General features: G+C 56.2%; 25 protein-coding genes. 10 read left to right on the forward strand and 15 right to left on the reverse strand.

The window, feature by feature from the left end:
- Positions 1-50 precede the first annotated feature (50 nt).
- A complete protein-coding gene (locus HXW73_RS12820; RefSeq protein ID WP_186253467.1) occupies positions 51-983 on the forward strand; it encodes a cation diffusion facilitator family transporter in 933 nt (310 codons plus the stop codon).
- 5 nt (positions 984-988) lie between these two features.
- Here HXW73_RS12820 and HXW73_RS12825 read toward each other — a convergent pair whose 3' ends face one another.
- Positions 989-2,155: an MFS transporter gene (locus tag HXW73_RS12825; RefSeq protein ID WP_186253468.1), complete on the reverse strand. Its 1,167-nt coding sequence runs from the start codon at positions 2,153-2,155 to the stop codon at positions 989-991.
- A gap of 135 nt (positions 2,156-2,290) precedes the next feature.
- Between HXW73_RS12825 and HXW73_RS12830 the strand changes: the two genes are divergently transcribed.
- Positions 2,291-3,685 (forward strand): aminotransferase-like domain-containing protein, encoded by a 1,395-nt coding sequence (locus tag HXW73_RS12830; protein ID WP_186253469.1) that lies wholly within the window; start codon positions 2,291-2,293, stop codon positions 3,683-3,685.
- Positions 3,686-3,745: 60 nt separating this feature from the next.
- Here the strand turns inward: HXW73_RS12830 and HXW73_RS12835 are convergent, their stop codons facing one another.
- Positions 3,746-5,257 carry an alanine/glycine:cation symporter family protein gene (locus HXW73_RS12835; protein WP_186253470.1) on the reverse strand — a complete coding sequence of 504 codons (1,512 nt, stop codon included), beginning with the start codon at positions 5,255-5,257 and terminating at the stop codon, positions 3,746-3,748.
- A gap of 131 nt (positions 5,258-5,388) precedes the next feature.
- On the reverse strand, positions 5,389-6,150 hold the full coding sequence (locus tag HXW73_RS12840) for a metallophosphoesterase (RefSeq protein WP_186253471.1): 762 nt from the start codon (positions 6,148-6,150) through the stop codon (positions 5,389-5,391).
- 143 nt (positions 6,151-6,293) lie between these two features.
- On the opposite strand from HXW73_RS12840, the gene HXW73_RS12845 reads away from it, so the two are divergent.
- On the forward strand, positions 6,294-6,431 hold the full coding sequence (locus HXW73_RS12845) for a hypothetical protein (RefSeq protein ID WP_186253472.1): 138 nt from the start codon (positions 6,294-6,296) through the stop codon (positions 6,429-6,431).
- A gap of 395 nt (positions 6,432-6,826) precedes the next feature.
- Here the strand turns inward: HXW73_RS12845 and speG are convergent, their stop codons facing one another.
- Both speG and HXW73_RS12855 read right to left on the reverse strand, forming a co-directional pair.
- Complete coding sequence (gene speG, locus HXW73_RS12850; RefSeq protein ID WP_186253473.1) at positions 6,827-7,378, reverse strand: spermidine N1-acetyltransferase; 552 nt, start codon at positions 7,376-7,378, stop codon at positions 6,827-6,829.
- Between the two features lie 68 nt (positions 7,379-7,446).
- Positions 7,447-8,664: an NAD(P)/FAD-dependent oxidoreductase gene (locus HXW73_RS12855; protein WP_186253474.1), complete on the reverse strand. Its 1,218-nt coding sequence runs from the start codon at positions 8,662-8,664 to the stop codon at positions 7,447-7,449.
- Positions 8,665-8,778: 114 nt separating this feature from the next.
- Between HXW73_RS12855 and ltaE the strand changes: the two genes are divergently transcribed.
- A complete protein-coding gene (gene ltaE / locus HXW73_RS12860) occupies positions 8,779-9,786 on the forward strand; it encodes a low-specificity L-threonine aldolase (RefSeq protein ID WP_186253475.1) in 1,008 nt (335 codons plus the stop codon).
- A gap of 3 nt (positions 9,787-9,789) precedes the next feature.
- Here the strand turns inward: ltaE and HXW73_RS12865 are convergent, their stop codons facing one another.
- Entirely contained in the window at positions 9,790-10,395 is a 606-nt protein-coding gene (locus HXW73_RS12865; RefSeq protein WP_186253476.1) for a LysE/ArgO family amino acid transporter, read from the reverse strand.
- 287 nt (positions 10,396-10,682) lie between these two features.
- Here HXW73_RS12865 and HXW73_RS12870 point away from each other — a divergent pair, with 287 nt between their 5' ends.
- Positions 10,683-10,958 (forward strand): HigA family addiction module antitoxin, encoded by a 276-nt coding sequence (locus tag HXW73_RS12870; protein ID WP_186253477.1) that lies wholly within the window; start codon positions 10,683-10,685, stop codon positions 10,956-10,958.
- A 32-nt stretch (positions 10,959-10,990) separates the two neighbouring features.
- Here HXW73_RS12870 and HXW73_RS12875 read toward each other — a convergent pair whose 3' ends face one another.
- The 5 genes from HXW73_RS12875 to fhuB form a co-directional block, all read right to left on the reverse strand.
- Positions 10,991-11,383 carry a type II toxin-antitoxin system VapC family toxin gene (locus tag HXW73_RS12875; protein ID WP_222105005.1) on the reverse strand — a complete coding sequence of 131 codons (393 nt, stop codon included), beginning with the start codon at positions 11,381-11,383 and terminating at the stop codon, positions 10,991-10,993.
- Entirely contained in the window at positions 11,383-11,613 is a 231-nt protein-coding gene (locus HXW73_RS12880; RefSeq protein WP_186253479.1) for a CopG family transcriptional regulator, read from the reverse strand. The genes HXW73_RS12875 and HXW73_RS12880 overlap by 1 nt, the downstream gene beginning before the upstream one ends.
- A 167-nt stretch (positions 11,614-11,780) precedes the next feature.
- Positions 11,781-13,439, reverse strand: coding sequence for a multidrug ABC transporter permease/ATP-binding protein (locus tag HXW73_RS12885; protein ID WP_186253480.1), 1,659 nt, complete (start codon positions 13,437-13,439; stop codon positions 11,781-11,783).
- 27 nt (positions 13,440-13,466) lie between these two features.
- A complete protein-coding gene (fhuF, locus tag HXW73_RS12890; RefSeq protein WP_240538629.1) occupies positions 13,467-14,246 on the reverse strand; it encodes a siderophore-iron reductase FhuF in 780 nt (259 codons plus the stop codon).
- A gap of 5 nt (positions 14,247-14,251) precedes the next feature.
- Positions 14,252-16,252, reverse strand: a complete 2,001-nt coding sequence (gene fhuB / locus HXW73_RS12895; RefSeq protein WP_186253482.1) for a Fe(3+)-hydroxamate ABC transporter permease FhuB — start codon at positions 16,250-16,252, stop codon at positions 14,252-14,254.
- Positions 16,253-16,427: 175 nt separating this feature from the next.
- Here fhuB and HXW73_RS12900 point away from each other — a divergent pair, with 175 nt between their 5' ends.
- Together HXW73_RS12900 and HXW73_RS12905 are read left to right on the forward strand one after the other, a co-directional pair.
- A complete protein-coding gene (locus HXW73_RS12900; protein WP_186253483.1) occupies positions 16,428-17,360 on the forward strand; it encodes a siderophore-interacting protein in 933 nt (310 codons plus the stop codon).
- Positions 17,353-17,985 (forward strand): cytochrome b, encoded by a 633-nt coding sequence (locus tag HXW73_RS12905; RefSeq protein WP_186253484.1) that lies wholly within the window; start codon positions 17,353-17,355, stop codon positions 17,983-17,985. The genes HXW73_RS12900 and HXW73_RS12905 overlap by 8 nt, the downstream gene beginning before the upstream one ends.
- 16 nt (positions 17,986-18,001) lie before the next feature.
- On the opposite strand, the gene HXW73_RS12910 is transcribed toward HXW73_RS12905, so the two are convergent.
- From HXW73_RS12910 to HXW73_RS17920, 4 genes are read right to left on the reverse strand one after another with little or no spacing between them, the layout of a single operon-like run.
- On the reverse strand, positions 18,002-18,283 hold the full coding sequence (locus HXW73_RS12910) for a HigA family addiction module antitoxin (RefSeq protein WP_186253485.1): 282 nt from the start codon (positions 18,281-18,283) through the stop codon (positions 18,002-18,004).
- Positions 18,284-18,291: 8 nt separating this feature from the next.
- Positions 18,292-18,570: a type II toxin-antitoxin system RelE/ParE family toxin gene (locus HXW73_RS12915; RefSeq protein ID WP_186253486.1), complete on the reverse strand. Its 279-nt coding sequence runs from the start codon at positions 18,568-18,570 to the stop codon at positions 18,292-18,294.
- A 35-nt stretch (positions 18,571-18,605) separates the two neighbouring features.
- A complete protein-coding gene (locus tag HXW73_RS17915) occupies positions 18,606-19,142 on the reverse strand; it encodes an ATP-binding cassette domain-containing protein (protein WP_342211937.1) in 537 nt (178 codons plus the stop codon).
- A gap of 22 nt (positions 19,143-19,164) precedes the next feature.
- The gene (locus HXW73_RS17920; RefSeq protein WP_240538631.1) at positions 19,165-20,313 is read right to left on the reverse strand and encodes a hypothetical protein; all 1,149 of its coding nucleotides are present in this window, start codon (positions 20,311-20,313) and stop codon (positions 19,165-19,167) included.
- Between the two features lie 139 nt (positions 20,314-20,452).
- Between HXW73_RS17920 and HXW73_RS12925 the strand changes: the two genes are divergently transcribed.
- The 3 genes from HXW73_RS12925 (at position 20,453) to HXW73_RS12935 (ending at position 25,123) form a co-directional block, all read left to right on the forward strand.
- Positions 20,453-21,559, forward strand: coding sequence for a GNAT family N-acetyltransferase (locus HXW73_RS12925; RefSeq protein ID WP_240538632.1), 1,107 nt, complete (start codon positions 20,453-20,455; stop codon positions 21,557-21,559).
- A gap of 23 nt (positions 21,560-21,582) precedes the next feature.
- Positions 21,583-22,875 (forward strand): lysine N(6)-hydroxylase/L-ornithine N(5)-oxygenase family protein, encoded by a 1,293-nt coding sequence (locus HXW73_RS12930; RefSeq protein ID WP_186253487.1) that lies wholly within the window; start codon positions 21,583-21,585, stop codon positions 22,873-22,875.
- Between the two features lie 118 nt (positions 22,876-22,993).
- Entirely contained in the window at positions 22,994-25,123 is a 2,130-nt protein-coding gene (locus tag HXW73_RS12935; RefSeq protein ID WP_186253488.1) for a TonB-dependent siderophore receptor, read from the forward strand.
- Positions 25,124-25,146 lie beyond the last annotated feature (23 nt).

A 25,146-nucleotide genomic window follows, 5' to 3' on the forward strand; every position in this document is an offset into this window, starting at 1 on the left:
ATTGCTATGCTTGCCAGCTATTTTGACTCTGTACACCGGAAGAAACCATTGTGAAGACAGAATCCAGAACCTTAGCCTTTTCCGCCTTCATGGCATTGCTGATCGGCTGTGCGGGTATTGCCGCGACACTGGCATCCAATTCCCAGGCGATTCTGCTGGATGGATTGTTCAACCTGATTTATTTCGGCGTTGCGCTGGTCACCATCAAGGTCAGTCGCCTGGCTAGCCGTCCGGATAGCGAGTCGTACCCGTTTGGCTACAGCTACTTCGAGTCGCTGGTGAACCTGTGCAAGGGACTGCTGATTTTTGGCGTGTCGATATTCGCCCTGGTGGATGCCATTGCGGCGTTGCTGACGGGCGGACGTGCAATTGCGGCAGGCATCGCCATCGCTTACGCCCTCTTTGCAACCGCTGCTTGCTCGCTGACAGCCTGGGTCATGCACCGCAGTCTGCGCTCGGTCAGCAGCCCGCTGGTGGAAGCCGACAAAGCGAACTGGGTCGTCAACAGCGTGATTTCAGCGGCGGTCCTGGCGGCCTTTTGCCTGGTGTTGATCTTCGAAAAGCTCAACTGGCAAAGCGTACTCACTTATATCGACCCGCTGCTGGTCATTGCCGTTGTCGTAATGTGCATGGGTGTACCGGTGCGCATGGCCTCACAGGCATTGAAGGAACTGCTCAACAAAACGCCAGAAGAAGCCCTTGCAGAGCCGGTCCATCAGGCCGTCGGGCGTGCACTGGCGGATATCGACACCCAAGAAGTGCGTGTACGCATGGTACGCCCCGGCCGCCTGCTGTATGTCATCGTGCATGTGGTATTACCCGCCACACCTGACGTTTCCATTGCGGCTCAGGACCAACTGCGAGTGAAAGTCGATGAAGAAGTGAGGCGTTGCTACTCCCCTGTGGTTTGCGACGTAGTGTTCACCGCCGACACCCGCTGGGCCGCGCCCTCTTGTGGGCTGCTGGTTGAGACATCCCGCTAAACCACTCAACCTGCCGTGTGCCTCGGTTCACAGGCGTCGCGCGCTGACCGCTTGACCAGCACACCGGCCACGCTAACACCAGCGAGCAATACACCGCCGAACAGCGTTAATGCGGCTGAGTGACCAAGGGCATCGACCAGCACGCCCGTGACTACCACCGGCAGACTAAACCCTACATAGGCCATTAAAAAATACCCCGCGCTCGCCTCGTTAGGTATGTCTTTTGCGATAGCCAACACGCCGCTTAATCCACCTAAATAAATAAACCCGTAGCAAGCACTACTGGCTGCGAGCGTGCCCGCTAATACGGCCGCTAAATAGCCTTCAATAGCGCCCCACGCGATCAGGCCGTAAGCCCAGGGTAAAATACATAACCCCAGCGCCGTTGCGCGATGCGGTGGGAGCTTTCTCGCCCAGGGTTGAAACAGCACCCCGCCGCTGCAAACGCCGAAAGTGGCGAAACCGCTCCACGCGCTTAATCCATGTTGTTTAAGCGTGGAAGGCAGTATGGCGATCACCAAACCCACCGTTGCCCAAGCCAGCAAAATCGCCAACCCATAGCCTAGCGTACCGTGTGGGTAAGCTGGCAAACGCCTCATGGCGCGCCCGCTAGAGCGCTCGGTTGCGTCTGGCAGGGTAATGACCATCATCAACGCCAAACCAGCAGCACCCAGGTATAGCCAAAAACTGGGTGGTGTGACACTTGGCGCCAAAAGGATAAACACGCTTGTCACCGCGGCTCCCAGGCCAAAACCCAATGCCGTGCTGGCTGTCACATAATGCGTGGATGTCTGTTGAGCGTGACGCCCCACCAGCATTTGCATATAGCCAGACGCGATAGCCGTCGTGAAAGCGGTACCAATGCCCAGCAGAAATCTTGCAATAGCAAGCGCCCATAGCCCCGGTGCCACTAGCATTAACGTGGTGGCTATTAGGCACAATAGAAGTGCCATAAGAATTAACGGCTTACGCCCTACTCGGTCGGCCAGGCCGTTGAGCCCCAGCAACACCGGCATAATGCCAGCCACATAGCAGGCAAAGGCAACCGCTGTGGCCCCAACCCCCAGGCCATCTCGTGCCGCCAGTGCGTCATAAAGCGGTGCTGGTAAATTAACCGCCGTCGTAATCATGCATAACGCGAACGACAGGCGAAACGCTTGGTAACGGTTCATGGAAGTATTTCTCTATACAATCAATCGAACCGTTACGCTCGCAGTTTTGCTGACCAGCAATAAGGTACACTTAGCCGCTATTACCAAGACACTGTTTCGCCCTTTTCATGAACAGTTTAGGTGAACAAGTTTGTTATGAAATTCTCGATAGACCGGTGCGCGTCCACCCCCGTTGCCAAACAGCTTGAAGAGGGCATTCGTCAGTGGATCCAGCAACACGCAGCGACGGGTGGGCGTCGCCTACCCTCGATACGCCATCTAGCGGCAACACATGGCATCAGCCGTAATGCGGTCATCGACGCTTACGAGCAGTTGGTGGCATTAGGGCTCGTGCGCTCGCAACCTGGCTCGGGGTTCTATGTAGCGGATAATGCGCTGAAGCTGTTTCAACCCGCGGCATCAACGCCACTTGAAGAAGTGACGAATGGCTTATGGGGCGTGTTTAACGCCGATGAAAAGACGTTGAATCTGGGTTGCGGCTGGTTACCTAACGATTGGCGCGAAGGGGAAGACCTCACTTACGCCATTCGCCAAGTCACGCGCAAGAGCCGTGCAGGTATTTTCGAGTACAGCACCCCGCAAGGGCCCCAGGTCCTGCGGCAGTTGATAAAGGAACGTCTTCGCAACCTGGCGATTAATGCTAGCGAACAACAAGTTGTCACAACCGGCGGTGGCAGCCATTCGCTCGATTTATTAGTGCGGTTATTGCTGGCACCTGGCGATGTGGTGTTTGTTGAATCGCCGGGCTATTACAACTTTTTTGGATTACTGCATTTGCAGCGGGTTAAAGTCATTGGCGTACCTCGCTTAGCCGATGGGCCAGACATCGAGCGATTGACCGACCTGCTTAAGCAATACCGCCCTAAACTGTTCTATACCAACAGCGTGTTTCATAACCCAACGGGCAGCACGTTAGCCCCCGCCATTGCCCATCGAGTATTACAACTTGCTGACCAGTACGATTTTCAGATTATCGAAGACGATATCTATGCCGATTTCCAACAAGCACCGACACCACGTTTAGCAACACTGGATGCCCTTGACCGCGTGTTCTATCTGGGGAGCTTTTCAAAAAGCCTATCCTCCTCACTGCGCGTCGGGTTTATCGCCGCACCCGCCACCTGGGTTCAGCGCTTGGTGGACATCAAGATGTTAACCAGCATTTCCGCACCTCATTTTGCAGAACAGGTCATCACTACCATGCTGCAAAATGGCAGCTATCGAAAGCTGACTGAACGGCTACGTAGTCGGCTTTCCAACCAGATGTCTATCGCCCTGGCCCAGTTGAAGCAAGCCCAATGGGAAATATTTACCGAGCCGACAGGCGGCATGTTCATTTGGGCAAAGCCGCCTGCTACGCGGCTTGAGACAATCGAGGCAACCGCAAAAAAATGGGGTGTGACACTTTCACCTGGGCATTTATTTCTGCCGGACCATCAGGCCACCCCTTGGTTACGGCTCAATGTCGCTTACATGCAGGGCCCAAGAGCCAAGGCGTTTATCGAGGCCGATAGCCAGGAAACCAACTAAAAAGCGGCCCGCAGGCCGCTTAAGATCATCGCTACGTCTGAGATTAGACAAAATACAGCGTTATGACTTCCCCGCAGGCGGGGTTGAGGGCGTTTCTGACTTGACCGGCCATACGTCGTCATCGACCAGCTCGGGGCGTTTGAGCACCGAGGGGTGGAAGACCGGCTCTTTGATGCCTTCCCGGCGTTGGCGCTCGTAGTCTTTGAGCACCGACACGGCGATGGGCCCCATGAGCAGGATGGCAAACAGGTTGGTGGTGGCCATCAGCCCCATCGCCAGGTCGGCAAAGTCCCATACCACGCTGAGTTCAGCCACTGACCCAATGAGCACCATGGCGATGATAACGACTTTAAAGATGGTGACCGCTTTTTGCGCATGACGGCGGAAAAGGTACTCGATATTCACCGCAGAAAACGAGAAGTTGGCCAGAATCGAGGTGAAAGCGAATAAGAAGATCGCCACGGCGATAAAGATTTCCCCGAAGCCGCCCAGGTGATCGACCATGGCGTCCTGGGTAAGCTGAATACCTTCGATGCTATCTCCCGCTGATTCAGACAGCAGCCGCTCGTAAACGCCGGAAAGCAGAATCACGACCGCCGTACAGCTACAGATGACGATGGTATCGACAAACACGCCAAACGATTGAACCAGCCCCTGGGCGGCGGGATGTTTGACCGTTGCCTGGGCAGCGGCGTTGGGGGTTGAGCCCATACCGGCCTCGTTGGAAAACAGACCGCGCTTGATGCCGTTTTCCATCGCTGCCTTGATCGCATAGCCCGCAGCGCCACCCACGGCAGGGCCGAACCCAAAGGCGCTCATCACAATAAGCGAGAGCATATCCGGCACAGCGGAGAGGTTCGCGATCAGAATCCACAGTGCTACCAGCAGGTAGGCAATCGCCATGACGGGGACGATTTTTTCAGCTGTCCGCGCCACAGACTTAAGCCCGCCATAAATCACCACGCCCGCCATGATGGCAATGATAACGCCGGTTAACCAATTGGGTACGCCAAAGGCGCCACTCATGCCCTGGGCAATGGTATTTGACTGCGCGGCGTTAAAGGCCAGGCCATAGGCAATGATCAAAAATACCGCAAACAGCGAGCCCAACCAGCGCCACCCAAGGCAGCGTTCGATATAGTAGGCAGGCCCGCCGCGAAATACGCCATCTTCATTGCGGTGTTTATATACCTGGGCCAGCGTGGATTCGATGAAAGCGGTGGCGAAGCCCACCAACGCGGTCACCCACATCCAGAAAATCGCCCCCGGGCCACCGATCCACAGCGCCAGCGCCACCCCGGCGAGGTTGCCGGTACCAATTCGCGCCGCCATTGACGTGGCAAAGGCCTGAAAACCGCTTACCCCTTCGCCGGCACCCCGGGCTGTTACCGTGACACGGGCCATATGGCCGAACATACGGAACTGCATACCACGGGTGATAATTGTGAACCACACCCCGGCACCCAGCAGCAGGTAGACCAGAATATAGCTCCAGATAAAGTCGCTGACCGGCATCATGACGGCATAAATGCCATCACGCAGTGGGCCGAGTACGGATTCGAGAATTTCCATGGCCATGCTCTCCAGATTGCTGAAAGTCGGCGGGAAGTGCCTTACCCCGCAGCGGGCGGTAGTCTAAATTCGTGCTCTTATTCGAGTCTAGCCAGTTTTTATCCTTGTCGCATCGTGGTCATTCCCAAGACTTACAGGTCCACCACCCAATCTGGCTTAAAGCGCGGCGGGCTGAACTCATCAGGGTAACCGCCTGGATTGGCAACGATGTTTGTGCCCTTGCGACACATATTGACTGGCTCATGAACATGGCCGTGTACCCATAGATCCATTTTGCCCATCAGCTGTGGAAGGTGAGATGCAAACGCGGGAGAAAGCGTATCGCCTGTGTACTGGGCAGGAATGCACTCACGCATTGGCGCATGGTGGCTAACCACGACCTTTGGCCCGTCAAACTGATCGTCGAGTGATTCTGTCAGCCAGTTCAAGGCCTCTTGATGCAGCGCTTTGCTTGCCTCGGGGGTCATGATGGTACCGGGGACTGATTCGACAACACGAAAATCAGGCATATAGCGTTTCGCTTTTGCGGCCGTGTCTTCTGGATTACGCGTCGGGTTGTCAGCGTACAGGGCGAAGTCTGTCCATAGCGTCGTGCCGTAAAAACGCACGCCATTGAGGGTGACGGCACTATTGTCCAGAAGCTCAATGTCGAGCCGTTCGGCCTCGAGCGCCAATTCCTCACGCAACTGCGGCAGGCAAGTGCCGTAAAACTCATGGTTGCCGGGTACATAGATAATCGGCGTTTCCGGAAAGTGTTGCCGGGCCCAGGCCAGGCCTTCGCATTGGCGGTGAATGTCACCCGCCAAAATGACGACATCGGCATCCACCTCAGGCAGTTCTCGGTGACCGTCAAAAAACTCCAGATGAAGGTCCGATAAAATTCGCAAACGCATCCACTTGCTCCTTTCTCAAATCAACGCAAACCGAACACCGCCCTATCCCGGAGGGCATGATCAATACGAACGTTTGAAATTTCTTTGCTGCGCTGCAGCAAACACGCTATACTGCTCCTGTAGTCCGAATAGGAGGGCCACATATGTCTATATCCACTGTATTCTCAACGCGGGATAGCGAAGTACTCAATTTCTGGACACAGCGCGCGTACTGGCAACGCGCGGCTAGCGATGCCCTCGCGGATTATTGCGAGTCATTGACCTACTCCTTACCCCGTTAGACCAAAAGAGAATAATCGAAGCCGAGCTTATGCTCGGCTTTTTTCATTATATGAAAAGCTTTTCCATTCAATGGCGTAAGCTGTTCAGGCCAGAATTGTAAGAATACGCTTACACGCGTAAGCAAAAAGACTACGTATCAAGTACTAGATTGCTGGTTAAAAAGTCCTTAATATCGTTTTTCCGCCAATCATGTTGCGAAGCAGCAAGCGGTTATTTCCATAACAACACGTCTTCACTCGCCACTCAGGAGTAAACGCCATGCCGTTATCACTCAACGGTGCCAACGTTGATGTTCTCGACGTATGGGCCTCGCGCGCCGAGAAACAGCGCGCTGCGTTTGATGCCATCGCGGCTTATCTGCGCTAGTGACCAACGCCTCTTGATGAGGCGTTTTTTATAAGCCCAAGAGATCTGAGCTGTCGGTATCGGTCAACTGGGCCAGGAAAGCTTCCTGCAGGATATACATCCGCTTTACGTCGCGGTAACGGCCATTAATGAAAAACTCCTGCACCAGATGGCCCTCTTCCACAAAGCCGCTCTGCTGATACAGGTGGATCGCTTTGATGTTTTCCACCGCCACGATCAGAAATATCTTGTGTAAATTCAGGATAGTAAAGGAATAATGCAGCGCCTGATGAATCAAGGTGCGCGCAAAGCCCTGGCCCTGATAGTCCGGCGCAATAATGATCTGAAACTCCGCACTTCGGTGGATATAGTCAATTTCAATCAACTCGACCAGGCCGATGGCATTGCCGCTACTATCCTTGGCGACGAAACGACGCTCAGCGTTATCGTGGATATGCTTGTTGTAAAGTTCTTCTAACTCATCGAAGGACTCATAGGGCTCTTCAAACCAGTACGACATGATGCTCTGGTTGTTATTAAGCTCATGCACAAAGCGCAGGTCATTGCGCTCTAGCGCCCGAAGGTGCAGCGTGTTCCGCATAGTGTTCTTTCCTTACGACCCATATCAAATGACCACCAATGGCATGGTCAACGCTTACTTATGCCAACCTACTGTAGTGTATGGCGTTTGAACGAAAACAGCTCGGCGAGCGGATGTGTTTTACCCTCAATCAGGGCGCGCAGCAGTTTTGCTCCTATCATGCTGTAGCTGATGCCGTTGCCGCCATAAGCCATCGCGAAAAGGATGCGGGGTCCTAACGCCTGGCAGGGGCCGAAGTACGGCAACCCATCGTCGGTTTCGGCAAAGGTACCCGCCCAACTGAAGGTTGGATTAATTGCCAGGTCAGGCCACAGCGTTTCTACCTTGTTCGCCAAGCCTTGAGCTTTTTCCAGCACCCGCGCATCACGACGCTCAGGAATATCTTCATCATCGTCGTCACCGCCTACCAGTAAGCGGCCGTCACGTGTCGTACGCATATACAGGTACGGCCTGGCGGACTCCCAGATCATCGTACGGCGCAGCTTACCAAGTGCTTCGGGCGGCAACGGGTCGGTGATAAACGCATAACTGCTGCGATTGACTGCGACGCTGTCAGGTAACCAGGTTTGCGACTCATACCCTGCAGCAATAACCAGATGTTGGCAACGCAGCGTCGTCCCACCGCTGAGGTGAAGGGACACGCCTTGCTGTTCAGGCTTAATACGCTCGACCTGAGTTCGGTCGTAGACTTCTCCGCCTGCTGCGGCCACTCGCTCAAACAGTTGATACGCCATGCGGTAGGGGTCAACGCTTGCGGCAACCTGGGTGAGAATCGCACCCGGCGCAACAAAACCGTACTCACTCAGCACCTCTTCCCGCTCAAGCCAGGTCGCCAAAAAACCGTTTTGTCGGCGGAACGCCAACTCTTCTTTTATGGGCAGCACATCTTCTTCACGACTGGCGTAATACAAGCTCTGCTGGCGTTCAAAATCCACATCGCCAAGCCCCGCTGCCAAGGCTTCAAGCTCGCCGATGGCGTCAGCGCAGGCGCGATAAGCTTTTACAGCATCTGCTTCCCCGTAACGTTTGGCCAACTCGCTCATGTGCGTATCAATTTCGTATTGAAGTAACGCCGTACTCGCCGCCGAACTACCCCAGCCAATATCGCGCCGCTCGACCACTACGACGTGATGGCCTTGGCTGCTTAACTCATCCGCAATCAGTGCACCGGTAATGCCGCCCCCCATTACCACCACCTCGCTTTGATGGTCACGGTTAAGCTGCGGGAAGGTTTTTAGCAAGCCATTCTTGACTGCCCAAAAGGGGTAACCACTTTTCAGATCCATCTGTTTGCCTTTGGAGGGTTGCCTTGGAGTATCCTGTCATTCATAGAAGGAAGTATGCTGTTAACCATAGAAGCTTCTTGAGAATTGCCCAGCATTTTGCAGAGAGGACACCCCATGATCGATTTACGCAGCGACACCGTCACACGCCCCACTGCCGACATGCTGGCCGCAATGACCTCGGCGCCACTAGGTGACGATGTGTGGGGTGATGACCCAACCGTGAATGCGTTTCAGGAAAACCTGGCCGAGCAGGCAGGTAAAGAAGCGGCACTGCTGTTTCCCAGCGGCACACAGAGCAACCTGGTAGCGTTAATGGCCCACTGCGAGCGTGGCGATGAGTACATCGTTGGGCAGTCGGCCCATACCTATCGCTATGAAGGCGGTGGCGCGGCGGTGTTAGGCAGCATTCAGCCTCAGCCTATTGAAAACGCCCCCGACGGCAGCTTGCCACTGGAGAAAATCAGCGCTGCGATTAAAGCCGTTGATTTTCACTTTGCGCGCACCAAGTTACTGGCGCTGGAGAACACCATTGGCGGCAAAGTGCTGCCCGCAGACTACGTATTGAAAGCCACCGAGCTGGCCCGGGAACGGGGGTTGGCAACGCACCTGGACGGCGCGCGGCTCTTCAATGCCGCTGTTGCTACCGACACCTCACTCAAGCAACTGTGCCTACCGTTTGATAGCGTGTCGCTATGCTTTTCAAAAGGTATGGGCACCCCTATTGGCTCAGCTCTGGTGGGCTCGCAGGCATTGATCGACCGCGCACGACGCTGGCGTAAAGTAGTGGGTGGAGGCATGCGCCAATCCGGTATTATCGCCGCCGCCTGCCAGTATGCATTGGATCATCACGTGGCGGACTTGGCCGACGATCACCGTCGAGCAGCGCGACTGGCAGAGGGCTTGGCTAAGTTGCCCGGTGTCGAGATCACCTCACAAGCCACCAATATGGTATTTGCGCACTTCCCCGACGAACATGTTCAGCCGCTCTCCGCCTGGCTCAAAGAGCACGGCATATTGATTGAGCTACTCTACGCCACGCGCTTCGTTACCCATCGCGATATCAGCGATGAAGATATCGATAAAGTCATCGCTGTGATGGAAGCCTACTTTAGTCGCCACTAATAACTAGCTGGCATTGAGCGCGAGATGCACGGCGATCCCGGCCATCATCAAGCCAATCAAGCCATCGATAATGCGCCATGCGATGGGCTTCGAAAGCCAGGGCGAAAGTGCAGCACCGCCCCATGCCAGCAGGCTAAACCACAGTATGGAAGCAGTAGAGGCCCCCGCCACAAAAACACCGGCGCTCTCCTGCTGGGCGCCAATGGCGGGTATCAGCAGCAGCGTGTCCAGGTACACCTGTGGGTTGAGTATGGTGACCGCAAGGGTGGCGAAAATCACTTTGGTTAAACTGGGCGCTTTGCCCGCTTCCGCACTTAGCCCCTGCCGCCCGCTAAAGGCTCTAAATAATGCCTGGGCCGCCAGCCAGCTTAAAAACACCACGCCCACCCAACGCATAACTTCCAACGCGCTGGGCATCGTCAGCAGAAAAGCACTCACGCCAAACATGCCCGCCGTAAGCAGGATAATATCCGCGCTCATGCAAAGCCCCGCCGACCACCAGTGGTACTCGCGACGAATAGCCAGCCCAAGGATGTAGGCGTTTTGCGCCCCAATCGCCATGATAATGCCGCCGCACACCACCAATCCGGTGATATAACTTTCCCACATTGCCCAGCTCCCAGTGCCAGAATAAGCGTCGTGTTGATCCATCTGGCACTAAAGATAACGGGCAGCGCTGATAACTAAAAATCATCTTGCTAATGGGGTATTATTTTTTCTTATACAAAAAGCATTCATTAGACTAGCAGGCAAGCAAAAGCAAAAATGTACGCAGTAGGCTCAGAACTGCACACTGTCGCGCGACGCACTACAACCTGACGAATGTCGGGTGGCATAAGGGGCTAAAGCTGTTTATCTGCTGGACTATGCGATTACCACTGATGGGAGAACAAGCGATGGCGATGTATAACCCCTCACATCCGGGCCGCATTATCCGGCAGCGTCTGATCGAGTACGAAGACGGCCACAAGGTTGGCAGCGTGGCATCGGTCGCCGAACAACTCGGTTGCCACCGTAACACCCTGAACCGGGTAATTAATGGCAGTGCCTCTGTCACACCTGAAATGGCATTGGCTCTGGAAAAACTGGATGCCGGAAGCGCCGAATTCTGGCTGTCTATGCAGGCTAATTATGACCTCTTTCAGCTTCGTCATAACCAGGGCGCTGCTTAGCCAAGCGCTATCACTCACTATAACGAATCATTCTAGTACCAATCTTCAACCGCTAATTTTTTAATGCGTTTAAATTCCCCTGTATTGTGGGTGACTAATGTACCTCGGTTGGCGAGCGCGGTACCGGCTATCAGAGTATCGTAGGGGCCGATAGGGGTTCCCTGCTTTTCCAGGGTCGCGCGAATTTGCGCTGAGGCTTTGGCTTCGGGTGTGGAAAACACAAGAATCTGTACAGTGTCGATCAGTTTGTCGAGCTGCATCGCTCTCTTTTTGGGAGCAGCCGATTTTGCAATACCAAGCTCCAGCTCGTACATCACAATCGCAGGTATGCCAATATCGCCGGGCTTTTTTGACAAGAGGTTGTCAGCGACATTACCCATGCCTTTGAAAAAATAGATGAGCGTATTGGTGTCAAGCACATACATCAAAGTGGTTCTCGCTGATTATCGGTGCCGGTTTCTGCCCGAATCTCCTCCAGAGACGGAAACGCATCCCAAGCCCCAGCCAGTTCGACCACCGCCTGTGGCCACTCATTGGCAACCTCATCTTTGATCAGCTTAGTAATCCATTTGCTCTTGGAGACATTCATCGACTTGGCCGCCGCCGCCATTTTTTTCTCGGTATCATCATCGATGTAAATCGTAACTTGGCCCATGACACACCTCTTTCCAGCAAGTATATGTTGAAATATATGTCCCTACGATAAAAGCGTCAAGGCTGGCAGTTCAAGTACTGGCCTCTGGGGCCTTCATCCTCTAACTGGAACACTGGATACTTCGCAATCACCAGGGCGCGGCTTAGCTAAGCGACTCACATCAATGACTACCCGTTCACCCTCGCCACCGCATCGCGGCTGGCCGCTTCACGCTGTTCGCCAGTGAGTTCAACCAACTGCCCCTGGCGCATTTCCAGCAGACGGTCGGCTTGGTCGAAGTAATGATCATCGTGGCTGATCACCACCAGTGTCTTGCCCAGTGCTCTGAGCTGCGGCAGTAGCTCGCGGTAGAAGACGCGCCGGAATTGCGGGTCCTGGTCGGCGGCCCACTCGTCGAGCAGCAAGAAGTCGCGCTGCTCCGCAACGGCCAGCAGCATCGCCAGGCGCTTACGCTGACCCTGGGAGAGGTTGGCGTTGGTGACACGGTCGCCGTCAAAATCGAGCTTGCTGTGCATGCCCAGTGCCGCCAGCCACTCTTCCGTTAACGCCGGGTCGGGTGACTCACCCGCCGGGCCGATCAAGCGGTCAAACAGATGCAGATCGGTGTAGATAGCCGAGATGTGCTGGCGATAGGTTGTCCAGTCTTCCTCTTGCAGGGGCCTGCCATCGACCCGTATACAGCCGCTTTGGGGCTGGTAGAGCCCGGTCAGGAGCCTGGCCAGGGTCGATTTTCCGCTGCCGTTACCGCCGATCAGGAATATCACCTCGCCGCGTTTTAACGTCAAATCAATAGGGCCAATGGCAAAGCCCGGCCGCGCCTCTTCCGCGGGGTACCGGTAGGTGATCTGATCCAGTGCCAGCGTTTGCCACTCATGGCGACGGGAGGAGTGCCCAAACGATTCGTGATGGTCTGCCAGATCGAGCGCGCTGATTTTTTCGAACGCCACCCGGGCATTGATCAGCGGCGGAAAGGCGCCAATGGCCTGAATCAGCGGCGCGCGTAAAAACAGCAGCGTGAGCGAGAAGGTGGTCGCCACCTGAGCCGACGACCAGCCCAGGCCGTTGGCCAGGAAGAACACCACGCCGATGGCGCCCAGCATCATGATATTGAACCAGTTCACCGCGCTGAGGTGGTAGGTATCGCCGCGAATGATATGGTGGCGATACGCCTCAGCGTTGGGGGTGTAAACGTCGCGATATAGCCACTCGGCGCGGTCGCGATTGAGCGCCAGTTCCTTACGCCCCTCGATCACCGACTGATAATCCTCGTAGAGACGGTCTTCAGAATCGCGCAGCTTGGCCATGTGTCGATAAACCTTCGACACCAGGCGCATGCCCACCAGGATCGTAAAGATCACCCACAGCGCCGTCACGGCCAGCATAGCCGGGGCGAGCCATGCCAGGTAAAGGGTAACGCCCACCGTCAATACCCCACCCTGGACCAGCTCGGGCAAGCGCACAAAAGCCACGGTGATATAACGCACGTCGCTGGATAAGCTGGCCAACAAGCGCGCACTGCCGATCTGCTCGATACGCTCGATATCGGTATCCAGAATGCGTTTGATCAACTGCCCCCGCAGCTGATAAACGAAGTGGTGGCCAAGGGTGGTCAACGCTAACTGCGAGGCCAGGGTGATCACCAATAGCAGCACCACCAAGCCCAGAAACTCAGGCAGGATGCGCCAGGGATCGGTGAAGGTACCCAGCATCCGTTCGTTGATAAACGCAATGACGCCAATACCAAGGCCAGCGCTGACCAAACTGAGTACCACGACGGCCACAAACGGCCAGCGGTAATCACGCCAGACGATTTTCAACAGCTCCATGAACAAGGCTCCTTGGCGATATAAGGGTTAGCGCCGACGCTTGGCCGGTTTATTTTCAGGTTTCAGCGGGCAACCGCCACATAGCGGCTCACCGGGCAGCCGGTATTTAATACAGCACAGCCGCCGCACTCGGGTGGGGGTTTCACCACCCAGTTCCAGATAACGCACCGGCTGGTAAAGTGGGTTGCGCCGCCCATCGGGCAGCGTCTTGGTATCGAGATAATCCAGCAGTGAGTCACCCGCACCAGCAAATTCCGGGTGCCGCGAGCAGGTCTTACCCACGAATTCCACGTAGTGTCCAAGATTGCTCCAGAACACCTTGGTAGACAGCCCGGAGACCTCGGCCAGCGCTTCGATGAGCGGTGCACAGTGGTCATCGAATAGGCTACTGAATCGCGCCTGCGGCGCTTTAGACGCCAATGGCATGCCCCTGTGGGGCAGCCATATACGCGCGGTCTGGCCCTTATCGCCAAGCGCCAGCCGCAGCTCATCCCCGCCCACCGGTAAGTCATGGCCCAATAACAGATTGGCCACCAGCGTCGGAATCGAGACACTGCTGAAATGATACTTTGACCAGATTGAAGCAACGGCTTTACGGTCGGCATCTTCACCGTGGCTGCGGCCGTGGCGCGCCAGTTGCTCACTTAAGAAGTTTCGATCCAGCAGCGCAGCGGCTGCCAGCGTCGGTTCATCAGGCTGACCAAACGCTGGGGCTTTCAGGTTATCCAGCGGCGGCTGGCGGTAGAGCGCTAACAGCGCCTCCGCAGGATCCACCGTTGCTGAAAGCTCCCTCGTTTTGATCGCCATGTTACTCATAGCCGCCGCAGCCCCCACATAAAGTAAGCACCGCCAATCAGGGAGGCGACCAAGCCTGCTGGTATCTCATAAGGGAAAATAATCTGCCGGCCGACCCAATCCGCCAGCACCATCAACAGCATGCCGATCAACGCCGCCCCAAGAAGATGCTGCCCTGCGCGGGAGAAGCCGACCAAGCGCGCCATATGCGGCGCCAGTAAGCCGATAAACGACAGCGGCCCAACTACCAGGGTGGCGCAGGCGGTGAGTAGTGCTACCAGCAACAGCAGCGCCAGGCGGGCACGGTTAAGAGCTACCCCAAGTGCCTTGGCCGTCGGTGCGCCTAACGGCATGATATCCAGCCAGCGGGTAAAGGGCAGTGTGACCAATGCCAGTACGGCGGCAATACCGCCGACGACAACGGCGTTGGTGATATCCACATAGTAGGTAGAACCCGCCAGCCAAGCGATCACCTGCTGGCCGCGCGGATCACCACCCGCCAGCATCACGCTGCGCACCGCATCAAACAGGGCGCTGACGGCGACCCCGGTGAGCAGCAAACGCTCTGGGAGATAACCGCTCTTGCGGTTGATACCCACCAACACCACCAATGTCGCGAAAGCCCCCAGTGTACCCACGCCAATCAGCATCATATTGGTGGGCGCTGGCAGCAGGAAAATCCCCAGAATCAGCGCAATGGCACAGCCACCGCTGATACCCAAGACTTCAGGGCTGGCCATGGGGTTGGCGGAAAGGCGCTGAAGAATCGTCCCGGCAATCGCCAGCATCAAGCCGCTGGCGGCGGCTGCCATCACTCGCGGCAGGCGCCACTGCATCACGTTCCAGTTATCCGGCGACAGCAAGTACCAGCCATCAACACCCTGACCAACGAGCAGCCCAAGCAGCGTGGCGCCCAATAGTGCGAGGATTAAACCCGTCGCCAAGCGCGAAGGCGCCGGATGGCGATGGGCGAAAACCCCCGCCCCTTTAGGCGGCTGATCGCCCTGGAGTTTCAGGCGCGGAATCAGCCACATTAATAGCGGCGCCCCCAGGGCACCGGTAATCGCCCCGGTCGGGATAAAGGCCGCCACCATGCCACCGAAATACTGGAGCAGCAGATCCGTGGTGGTCAGCAGCACGGCCCCAAGTAGCGCCGACCACAACAGCCGCGGCCCTAATCGGCGCACCCCGGCCATGCGCACAATATTGGGCGCGGCCAGACCGATAAAGCCGATAATGCCCACCACGCTGACAATGCTACCGGTAATAAACACCGCCAGCCCCATGCCCGCAAAGCGCAGATAGGTCAGCGAAACCCCCAGGCTCTTGGCGCTGGCATCGTCCAGCTCCAGCACCGCTAGGGGTCGCAGCAGAAACCAGGCGGCAACACAGCTAATCGCCAACCGTGGCCAGAGAATCGCCACGCCATCCCAGCCATTTTGTGCCAGCGACCCCGCGCCCCAAATCAGCAGCCCCGAGAGCGCCTCGTGGTTAAACAGCAGTAGCGCCGTCGAAAGCGCTCCCAGATAAAGGTTAACCACCAGACCTGCCAGCACCACCACGATCGGCGCCAATCCACGCCGCCAGGAAAGCAAAAACACTAAGCCAACTGCCAGCGCGCCACCCACCAAGGCGACCCACTCGCGTCCGGCGACGAGCAACCCCGGCGCTAGCAAAGTGGCGGTCATCAACGCCAAATTAGCGCCTGATGCCACTCCCAGGGTGGTAGGTGATGCCAAGGGGTTGCGCAGCACTTGCTGCATCAATACACCAGCCAGCCCCAAGCCGCCCCCGGCCAGCAGCGCAATCGAGAGACGCGGCCACCAAGCATAGTGAAGCAACAGCTCATCAACGTTCTCAAAGGAAGGTGCCACTAACGCCTGCAGGCCCAGGGTAAAACCGCCCTGCCCCTGCAGGCCCAGCCAAAACAGCACCACCATCGGCAGGCTCAGCAAGAGGCAGGCTTTCGCGGGCGACATTCCGCCCACTCGTTGGGCAACTTGCGAGGCACCTAGCATAGCGAGCACCCTTTTGTAATAACCGAACAGCTCGCCAAAAGAGACGTGATAGGCAGCAGCGTCATTGTCTTAGCCCTAAGTAGTTCTGGAGGTTAATGATTAAATTATTGACAACGATTCTAAATGATAATAATTAACACTACAATTGACTCCTTATATATAAGGAGACACCTCCATGGCAGCCAAACCGAGCTATCAGCTGTTCGATATCACCCTGGCGAGGCGCACCCAAGTCAGCGCCTCGCTCGTCAGGTTTACCTTTACCGGCCCAGACGTAGGGTACATGGCGACCTACGCCCCGGATCAGCGCGTCAAGCTGTTCTTCCCAGAAGGCGGTGGCAGTCTCGACCCGCTGTTTGAGATCGCCAAGCTGGAAGAGCACGACTGGTACGGCGCCTACCGCGCATTGCCGGATGCTCAGCGGCCCTCTGCACGCACCTACACCATCCGCGCCCTTCGCCCGGAAAAAGCCGAAGTGGATGTAGAGTTCGTACTCCACGGCGACAATGGCCCCGCCTCACGCTGGGCAATGCGCGCCCGCCCCGGCGACCGCCTTGCCATGACAGCCCCAGCCGCCAATGCGGAAGGCCCAAAACTGGGCTATGAGTGGAAGCCACCTCAAGGGGTGCGCCGTATCCTGATCATCGCCGATGAGACCGCCCTCCCCGCTGCCGCTGGTATTCTGGAAACCCTCGATGACCTGCCTTTAAAACCCAGAGTCGAAGCGCTGTTCGAGGTGCCTCGCAGCGACGATCTCCAACCGCTGCCCCAGGCCGCCAAGCTGCGCTGGTTGGCCCGCGATGCCGAGCCTGGCTGCCAACACGGTGAGCTGCTGATGAGAGCGCTGCGTGATATCGATTTGCATAGGGAAATTCAAGCGCTAGGCGGCACGCCTATGACGACTACGACCAACGACGCAAGCGACGATGAGGACGGCCCGCTCTGGGAACCCGCCACCCTGGACGACAGCGCGCCCTTCTACGCCTGGATTGCCGCTGAAACCAAGGTCGCCATGAAGCTGCGCCGCTACTTGGTTAACGAGTGCGGGCTGCCTAAACAGTACGTCACCAGCATGGGCTACTGGCGCAAGGACAAGGCCAATGGTTAAAGAAATGGAAAACAGTTCAGCGCTAAACAGTGATCACATAAGCGCGCCAGCTCAAACGCCCATTGGCTGGCGAGACAGCCCCAGCCACTACGGACGCATAAGTCGTGCGCTGCACTGGCTGACCGCCGCGCTGGTTACGCTGCAATTTACGGTGTTACTGGCTTGGCGGGGAATGGGCGAAAACGTGATCACGTTGTTGTTGGCAGGCATCGGGCCTCATGGCTCGCTAGGTTTCCTGATTCTGATCGTGACGCTGGCGCGTCTTGGCTGGGCATGGGCCAACCGCAAGCAGCGTCCTCCGCAGCCGCCTGGATGGGGTGGTCGCATGGCGCGCCTTGTGCATATCACCTTTTATGCGCTGCTGCTGTGGCTACCCGCTTTCGCCATTCTGCGCCAGTACGGCCGCGGTGGGGCACTGCGCTTTTATGGCATGGAACTACTGCCCGAAGCAGAACGCGACATCACTTGGATGACCGCCCCCGCCGAGCAGCTTCACGGCCCGCTCGCGTGGCTGCTCTGTGGATTAATCATCGGCCACATCGCCATGGCGCTGACTCACCGCTTATGGCTCAAAGACAAGGTATTGGCGCGGATGGTGGGGGCAAGTGATAGGCAAGTAAAATGAAACAAGTGAAATTTTGTCACCCTGCCGCGTGAAGAGGAGAGACTTGAGCGCGTGGACGCTGTGACGCTTGCCATAGCTCATACTTGAGCTGCATTTCCAGCCACATTTCGGCGCTGGTACCCAATGCTTGCTCAAGTCTCAGTGCCATGTCAGCTGAAATACCGGCATTACCGTTCAGAATCCGCGATAGCGCAGTACGCGTCACGCCAAGCTGCTGGGCCGCCTGGGTAACAGAGATATCCCCGATGTACTCGCGCAAAACAGCGCCAGGATGTGCGGGGTTATGCATGCGATTCATGCGACCTCCTAGTGATAGTCTTGATAATCAACGAGGATGGCATCCTCACCTTCGAAAGCGAAGGTAAGTCGCCAGTTCCTGTTGACAGTGATAGACCAGTGTCCTTTCAGCTTGTGGGACAAAGGATGCAGCCTCCAACCCGGCGCATTCATATCCTCAGGGCCCTTTGCACTGTCCAGCGCGGTTAGCTGGATTTGCAACTTGGTCGCGTGCTTGGCCTGAATACCGGAAGTTGAGCCGGTTTCGAAGAACTTACGCAGGCCTTTGTGTCGAAAGCTCTTGATCATATGCGCAGTGTATAGCTACGCTACACATCTATCAACTATGTAGCCTCAGCCGTCTTTAACACTTCCTCCTCCCCATCCACCTGCTCTGGCGCCAACAGCTTCCCGCTCTCCAGTCGCACCAACCGATCCGCGAGGTGAAAGTAGCGATCATCGTGGGTAATCACCAGCGCCGCTTTGCCCATGCGTTTTAGCTCGGGCAACACCTCTGTGTAGAACACCTCTTTGAATAACGGATCCTGATCCGCGGCCCATTCGTCAAACACCAGGAAGGGCCGATCTTCCAGGTAGGCCACTACTAACGCTAGGCGCTTGCGCTGCCCCTGGGAGAGCGCCTGGGTGGTGAAGGCACCGTTTTCGACCCGCACCTTGTGCTGCAGGTGCAGCTTGGCTAGCAGGCGATTACCCTCTTCGTCGAGGTCTTCCCGCGGCGCTTCCAACAAGCGCTCGAAAAGGTGGAAGTCAGAAAAGACGACCGAGAAGAGCTGTCGGTAGGCATCCCAGCCATCCGCCTCGACACGTTCGTCATTGAGCAACACCTCGCCACCATCCGGCGGATAAAGCCCCACCACCACTTTGGCCAGCGTGGTCTTGCCGCTACCGTTGCCCCCCCACCAGGAACACCACTTCCCCTAGCGTAAAGCTTAAATCAATAGGCCCCAGCTCAAAGAAATCATCGCTCTGCTCGTGGTAGTAATGGTGGGTGACGTCGCGCAATTCGAGCCGTTGAAAATCAGTCACCTGAGGTGACGCCTGCCCCTCCTGCCCCTGGGGCATCTCGCGAGTGATGTCATCAATTCGGCTAGCGGCTACCCGCGCCATATTGATCCGCGGAATATTGACCAGCAACCCTTCAAGGGGCGTCACCATAAACACAAACACCAAGGCAAAACCGGTCATTACCTGGGTTTGATTAGGCCCATCGCCCGCCAATACAAACAGCACCAGCCCAATAAAGGCGTACATCAGGAACTGTCCCCAGCTGGTCGAGATCACGAACAGCGACATGCCATAGGTACGCAGCCGTCGCACACCTTCAACCGACTCCCCCAGTATCTGATCCATAAAGACCCGGCTCTTGCGCTGGTGCAGCCGCAACTCTTTCGCCCCATCGGTCAGCGCGCGGAAATGACCAAACAAGCGATCCTGCTCTGACGAGGCACTCTGGAGATAGTGGATAGCGCGTAAGTGCACCAAGTGATAGCCGACAGCGCCCAAGCCAATCACCCCCAGTGCAAACAAGAACACCTGCCATGACAGCATCGCCAGGTAGCCCAAGCACCCCACCACGATGACCGTATTGGTCAAAATCACCGGCAAGCTAACGAACAGTACCGCCACGTTGTTGCTGTGCTCGGTGAGTGCCGACTGTATCCGCGCGCTGCCCACTCGCTCGAACTGAGCATAGGGAGTAACGGCCACGCACTGGGCAATAAAACTGCGTAACTCAGCAAGGGCACGCTGCCCCAACCGCTCAAACAGCGCCGTCGACACCATGCGGCAGACCATCAACGCCACGGCAATGCCCGCGAAGGCCCAGGCCGCACTGGCACGACTGGCGGCATCGCTGGTTAACGCCGCATTAATTTGGGTTATCAGCAGCACGCTGAAAAGCCCCGAGAGAATACTGGCCAGGGCAGCAGCAGTCATCAGCCCGCAGGTTCGACGAAACAGATAGGAAAGCACATTCACCTCGTTGGAAAGCGATTGGAAATCGACGACTACCTCTACAGACGAACCGCTCACGAAAAAGTTAACCAATATTTGTGTAAACAAGCCTCATTCTCATTCGTCCTTAGGTAAGGAAGTCAGTAACGCCGCCCTCCGGTGGGGTGATTTTTTATCGCTGTTTTTATGATTCGTTCTTATTGATAGGAGCTTTGCGGTGTCCAGTACTGTCCAGGCACAAACACAGGTACCCTCTGAAAGCCCCGCGGAAGCCTCACTGCTATCACGGCCCGAGGGCTTCGGCTATCAAGTCATTGGTGATACCACCACGCAGTCACTGCTCGTAAAGGGTGATCAAGAGCATCTTGAATGGTCATTGGTGGACGATAGCAATACCTTGACGCTGCGCTGGCCACAGCGCTCCGCGCCACCTCTCCCAGCGTTACTTGCGGCTATCGAAGGGGCTTTTGCCTGTTACCCGGCCACTGTTGCACTACGCCTTCAGCTACCCACTGTTGTGCATGCCAACCTGTGTGCAGCCGGCATCGCCGTTAAAGATAGCCATGGAGAACTCTGGGCCTACGCGGAGCTTTTTTGGCAGTTGCCAACCCTTTGGCTTACCTCCCCCTCCATGCGCGCCTACCCACAGCAACCCATATTGGAGAACGGCAAGCGCCATCCACGCCGCCCGCCACGCCCCAGTGGCACGGTCTATCAGCGCCATATCCCCTGGTTGAATGCCACTCTGAGCTTTCGCGTCCTTGACCTAGAACTTGACCTTGAACGCTTTAACCGCTGGATGAACGACCCGGTTGTCGCTCACTTCTGGGAAGAACAAGGTGATTTGCAACAGCACCGCGAGCGGCTGGAGAGCACGTTTCAAAATCCCAGCGTGGTACCGCTGATCGGCTGTATCGACGGCGAACCCTTCGGCTACTTCGAAACCTACTGGGCCAAGGAAGATCGCATCGGCGCTTATTACGCTGCCGATGACTTTGATCGCGGCTGGCACGTACTCATCGGCGAAGCTGCTTTTCGCGGGCGGCCTTATGTCGCTGCCTGGATGCCCTCTATCTCGCACTACCTGTTTCTGGATGACTGCCGCACCCAGCGTCTGGTGATCGAGCCCCGCATGGATAACGCTAAGATGCTGCACAACCTTGCCCAGTGCGGTTACGCCCACGTTAAGGCGTTCGATTTCCCCCATAAGCGGGCCATGCTCGGCATGCAGCTACGCGAACACTTTTTTAACGAGCGCAGTTGGATACCGCTGCCTCCGCACCCGGGGTCAGCGCCACGACCCGACCCACGCTTAACCCTATAGACACATCAGCCACGAGGACTCTTATGTATATTCACGACTTGATCGGCATCGGCTTCGGCCCCTCCAACATTGCTCTGGCCATTGCCCTCGACGAGCAACGCCAGGCAGGGCAAGCACGGGATGCCTTCTTTATTGAGCGTCAGCCCTGCTTTGCCTGGCACCCGCATATGCTGCTGGACAATGCCCATATGCAGATCTCTTTCCTCAAAGACCTGGTCACGCCGCGTAACCCGGGCAGCCGCTTCAGCTTTCTCAATTACCTCCACAGCAAAGGCCGTCTGCAGGACTTTATCAACCTGCAGACCTTCTTCCCCAGCCGTCACGAGTTCAATGATTACCTAAGCTGGACGGCCAGCCACTTTGAACACCAGTGCGCCTACGGAGAGGATGTGTTTGAAGTACTGCCCGAAACTGACAACGACGAGGTCGCCTACCTCCGTGTTCGCTCACGGGATGAGAGCGGCGCGGTGCAGGAAAGGCTCACCCGTTCACTGGTGATCAGCGTAGGTGGTGCGCCCAATGTGCCTGAATGCTTCGCTGGACTAAAAGACGACCCAAGGGTCTTCCACTCCAGCCACTACCTCCAGGAGCTGGCGAAGCAAGATGCCCCCAAACGCATCGCCGTCATCGGTGCTGGCCAGAGCGCTGCTGAGATCTTTCTTGATCTGCACGGTCGTGAAGGCATTGAGGTGGATCTCATTAGCCGGGCATGGGCCTTTAAACCCTCGGACGACAGCCCCTTCGTCAACGAGATTTTCAACCCCGAATACACTGACTACGTGTTCAACAACCCCACCGGCCAGCGGGAAGCGCTGCTGCAAGAGTACAAAAGCACCAACTACTCAGCGCCTGACCTGGCGCTGATTCAGGAAATTTACGATGTGTTCTATCAGCAAAAAGTGACCGGTCAGGCCCGCCACCGTTTCCGCCGCCGTCATGAAGTTATCAGCAGTGACGCAGGCCCTGAAGGCGTCGAGCTAAACGTGCGTGATTTGGAGACTGGCCATACGGATATCACCCGTTACGACGCCGTAGTGTTAGCCACCGGCTATGTACGCGACACCTATAAACAGCTATTGGCCCCGGTTGAAAACTACCTATCTGACTTTGCCGTCAATCGTCATTATCAGCTCTACACCAAGCCCGAGTTCAAACCGGCTATTTTCCTGCAGGGAAGTTGCGAACCCACCCATGGTTTAAGCGACACCCTGCTGTCGATTTTGGCGGCACGGACAAGTGAGATTTGTGATGCACTAGATCAGACAACCGCCTTGTCTACCTCCTCTCCCTGTAAGCAAGAAGTCACCGCGCCATAGTGTTAGGTCGCCCCGGTGTTCACAAGGTGTTGACATCGGGTTATAGCTATTCATAATACAAACAATAACAATTAGTATTTACATAAAATCAATTCAAACCTAAGCAAGGAGAACATTCGTGAATCAACCAACTTTCCGCAAGCGGTGGCTAACGGCGGCTATTGCTGCGGCTGCCTGCAGCTCTTCGGCGTTTGCTCAGGAAGCAGATCAAGATTCATCTAATTTGCCAGTTGTCAGGGTAGTCGGCGAGGCAGTCTCTGAGCCTACTACCGAAGATACGGGATCTTACACATCAAACAGGGTGACCATAGGTAAGCAAGGGCTGTCACTCAAAGAGACGCCCCAATCCGTTAGTGTCATCACCCGCGAGCGCATGAACGACCAGAACATGACGACGCTGGATGACGTCCTGACCCGCACCACAGGCATCACCAAGCGAGACTTCGGCCCCACGGCATCGGTCTTCCTCTCGCGCGGCTACGAAATTGACACCATGTTGCTCGACGGCACCCCCATCGACAGCGCGATCGGTGTGACTGACACCATGTTCGATACCGCGGTACTGGACCGAGTGGAAGTCCTACGAGGGCCGGCGGGACTCATTCAGGGCTCGGGCGAGCCCAGTGGTACCGTCAACCTGGCGCGCAAACGCGCCCAGGAAGAGTTCGGCTTTCAGACGGCGCTGTCGTACGGCTCTCACGACGCCTATCGCGGTGAAGTCGATGTCACTGGGGCGCTGGATGAGTCCGGCCGGCTTCGCGGTCGCTTTGTCGGCGTACATGATGATCGGAACCATTTCATCGACCATGTCTATACCGAAAACACCACAGGATATGGCACCCTGGAATACGACATCACTCCGAGCACCACCATATCCGTCGGTCTCATGGATCAATCAGGCGAGTCCAGGCCCAATTATGGCCTCCCACAGCTCGCCAATGGTCAATTGCTGGACATTGATCGATCCACCTATCATGGCTCGCTCTGGGACGTGAAGGATGAAAGCATTGAGCGCTATTTCGCCGAGCTGGAGCATGAGCTTGATAATGGCGGTAACTTTCGTTTGATCGCCAACCACATTGATCGAGAAACCGATACACAGCAAAGCACCGCTGGCGTCAGTATCCCCACATCAAACTCGGATGATATCGATATCTGGCAATGGCGCATCGCCAACCCACGCCAAGATCGCTTCGTCGATGCCACGCTTTCCACGCCTTTTGAACTGGCAGGAAAGACACACAACCTAATGGTCGGCGCTAGCCATAGGATCACCGAGGAAGAAACCTTATTCGGTTCCGGCGATCCTCAGTTCATTCAGCGCAACTTGGCCAACCCCAATCCAAACACACCGAAGCCCACATTCGACGTCAACCAGACTCGGGATCTGGAGACGCAGGAAACCAGCCTCTACAGTCAGCTTAGACTATCGATCCTTGATGACACCACTCTCATTGCAGGCGGCCAAGTGAGCTGGTGGGAATCAGAGGACCAACTGGATTCAACCAACAACTTCGAGATCGACAGCGAGTTCACGCCCTATGTCGGCTTGATCTATGATATCAACGATCAAGTTTCAACCTATGCCAGCTACACCGAAATTTTCCAGCCTCAGAGCTCGCAGCAGGTGAACGGCGACTTCCTCGACCCCCGCACCGGTCAGCAGGTTGAGCTAGGTCTGAAGGGGGAGCACATGAACGGAGCCTTGAACTGGCATGCCTCGACGTTCAAGATTACCGACAAAAACCGCGGCATCACTGACCTGGACAATCCAGGCTTTTCAGTTGCCGAGGGTGAAGCGGAAAGTGAAGGCTTCGAGCTTGAGGTCACCGGCCGCCTGATGCCTCGCTGGGATATTTCAGCAGGCTATGCCTATACTCAGACAGAACTAGTCAACGACCCAGAACAGGAAGGTAGACCGCTTTCCACCGACACACCGGAGCATGACCTTAAACTATGGACCCGCTATCGATTCTCCGATAATCCCGATCAAGGTTGGAGAGTGGGCGCCGGCCTCAACTATTCAAGTGAGGTCTTCGCCGAAGCCGGGGATACGCGTTGGGAGCAAGGCGGATACACAACTATCTCCGGCCTGATTGGCTATCGACTCAATCGTAATCTGGACTTCGCCCTGACCGGAGAAAATCTGACGGACAAGAAGTATTTTGAAACTGTCAGAGCTAGAACCCGCAACAACTATTATGGTGAACCACGTAACTTCATGCTAACAATGCGCTACCAGTACTAAGCGTCAAAACCGGTGCAGATGCC

Origin of the sequence: Halomonas sp. SH5A2 (assembly GCF_014263395.1) — a bacterium.
GTDB lineage: Bacteria > Pseudomonadota > Gammaproteobacteria > Pseudomonadales > Halomonadaceae > Vreelandella.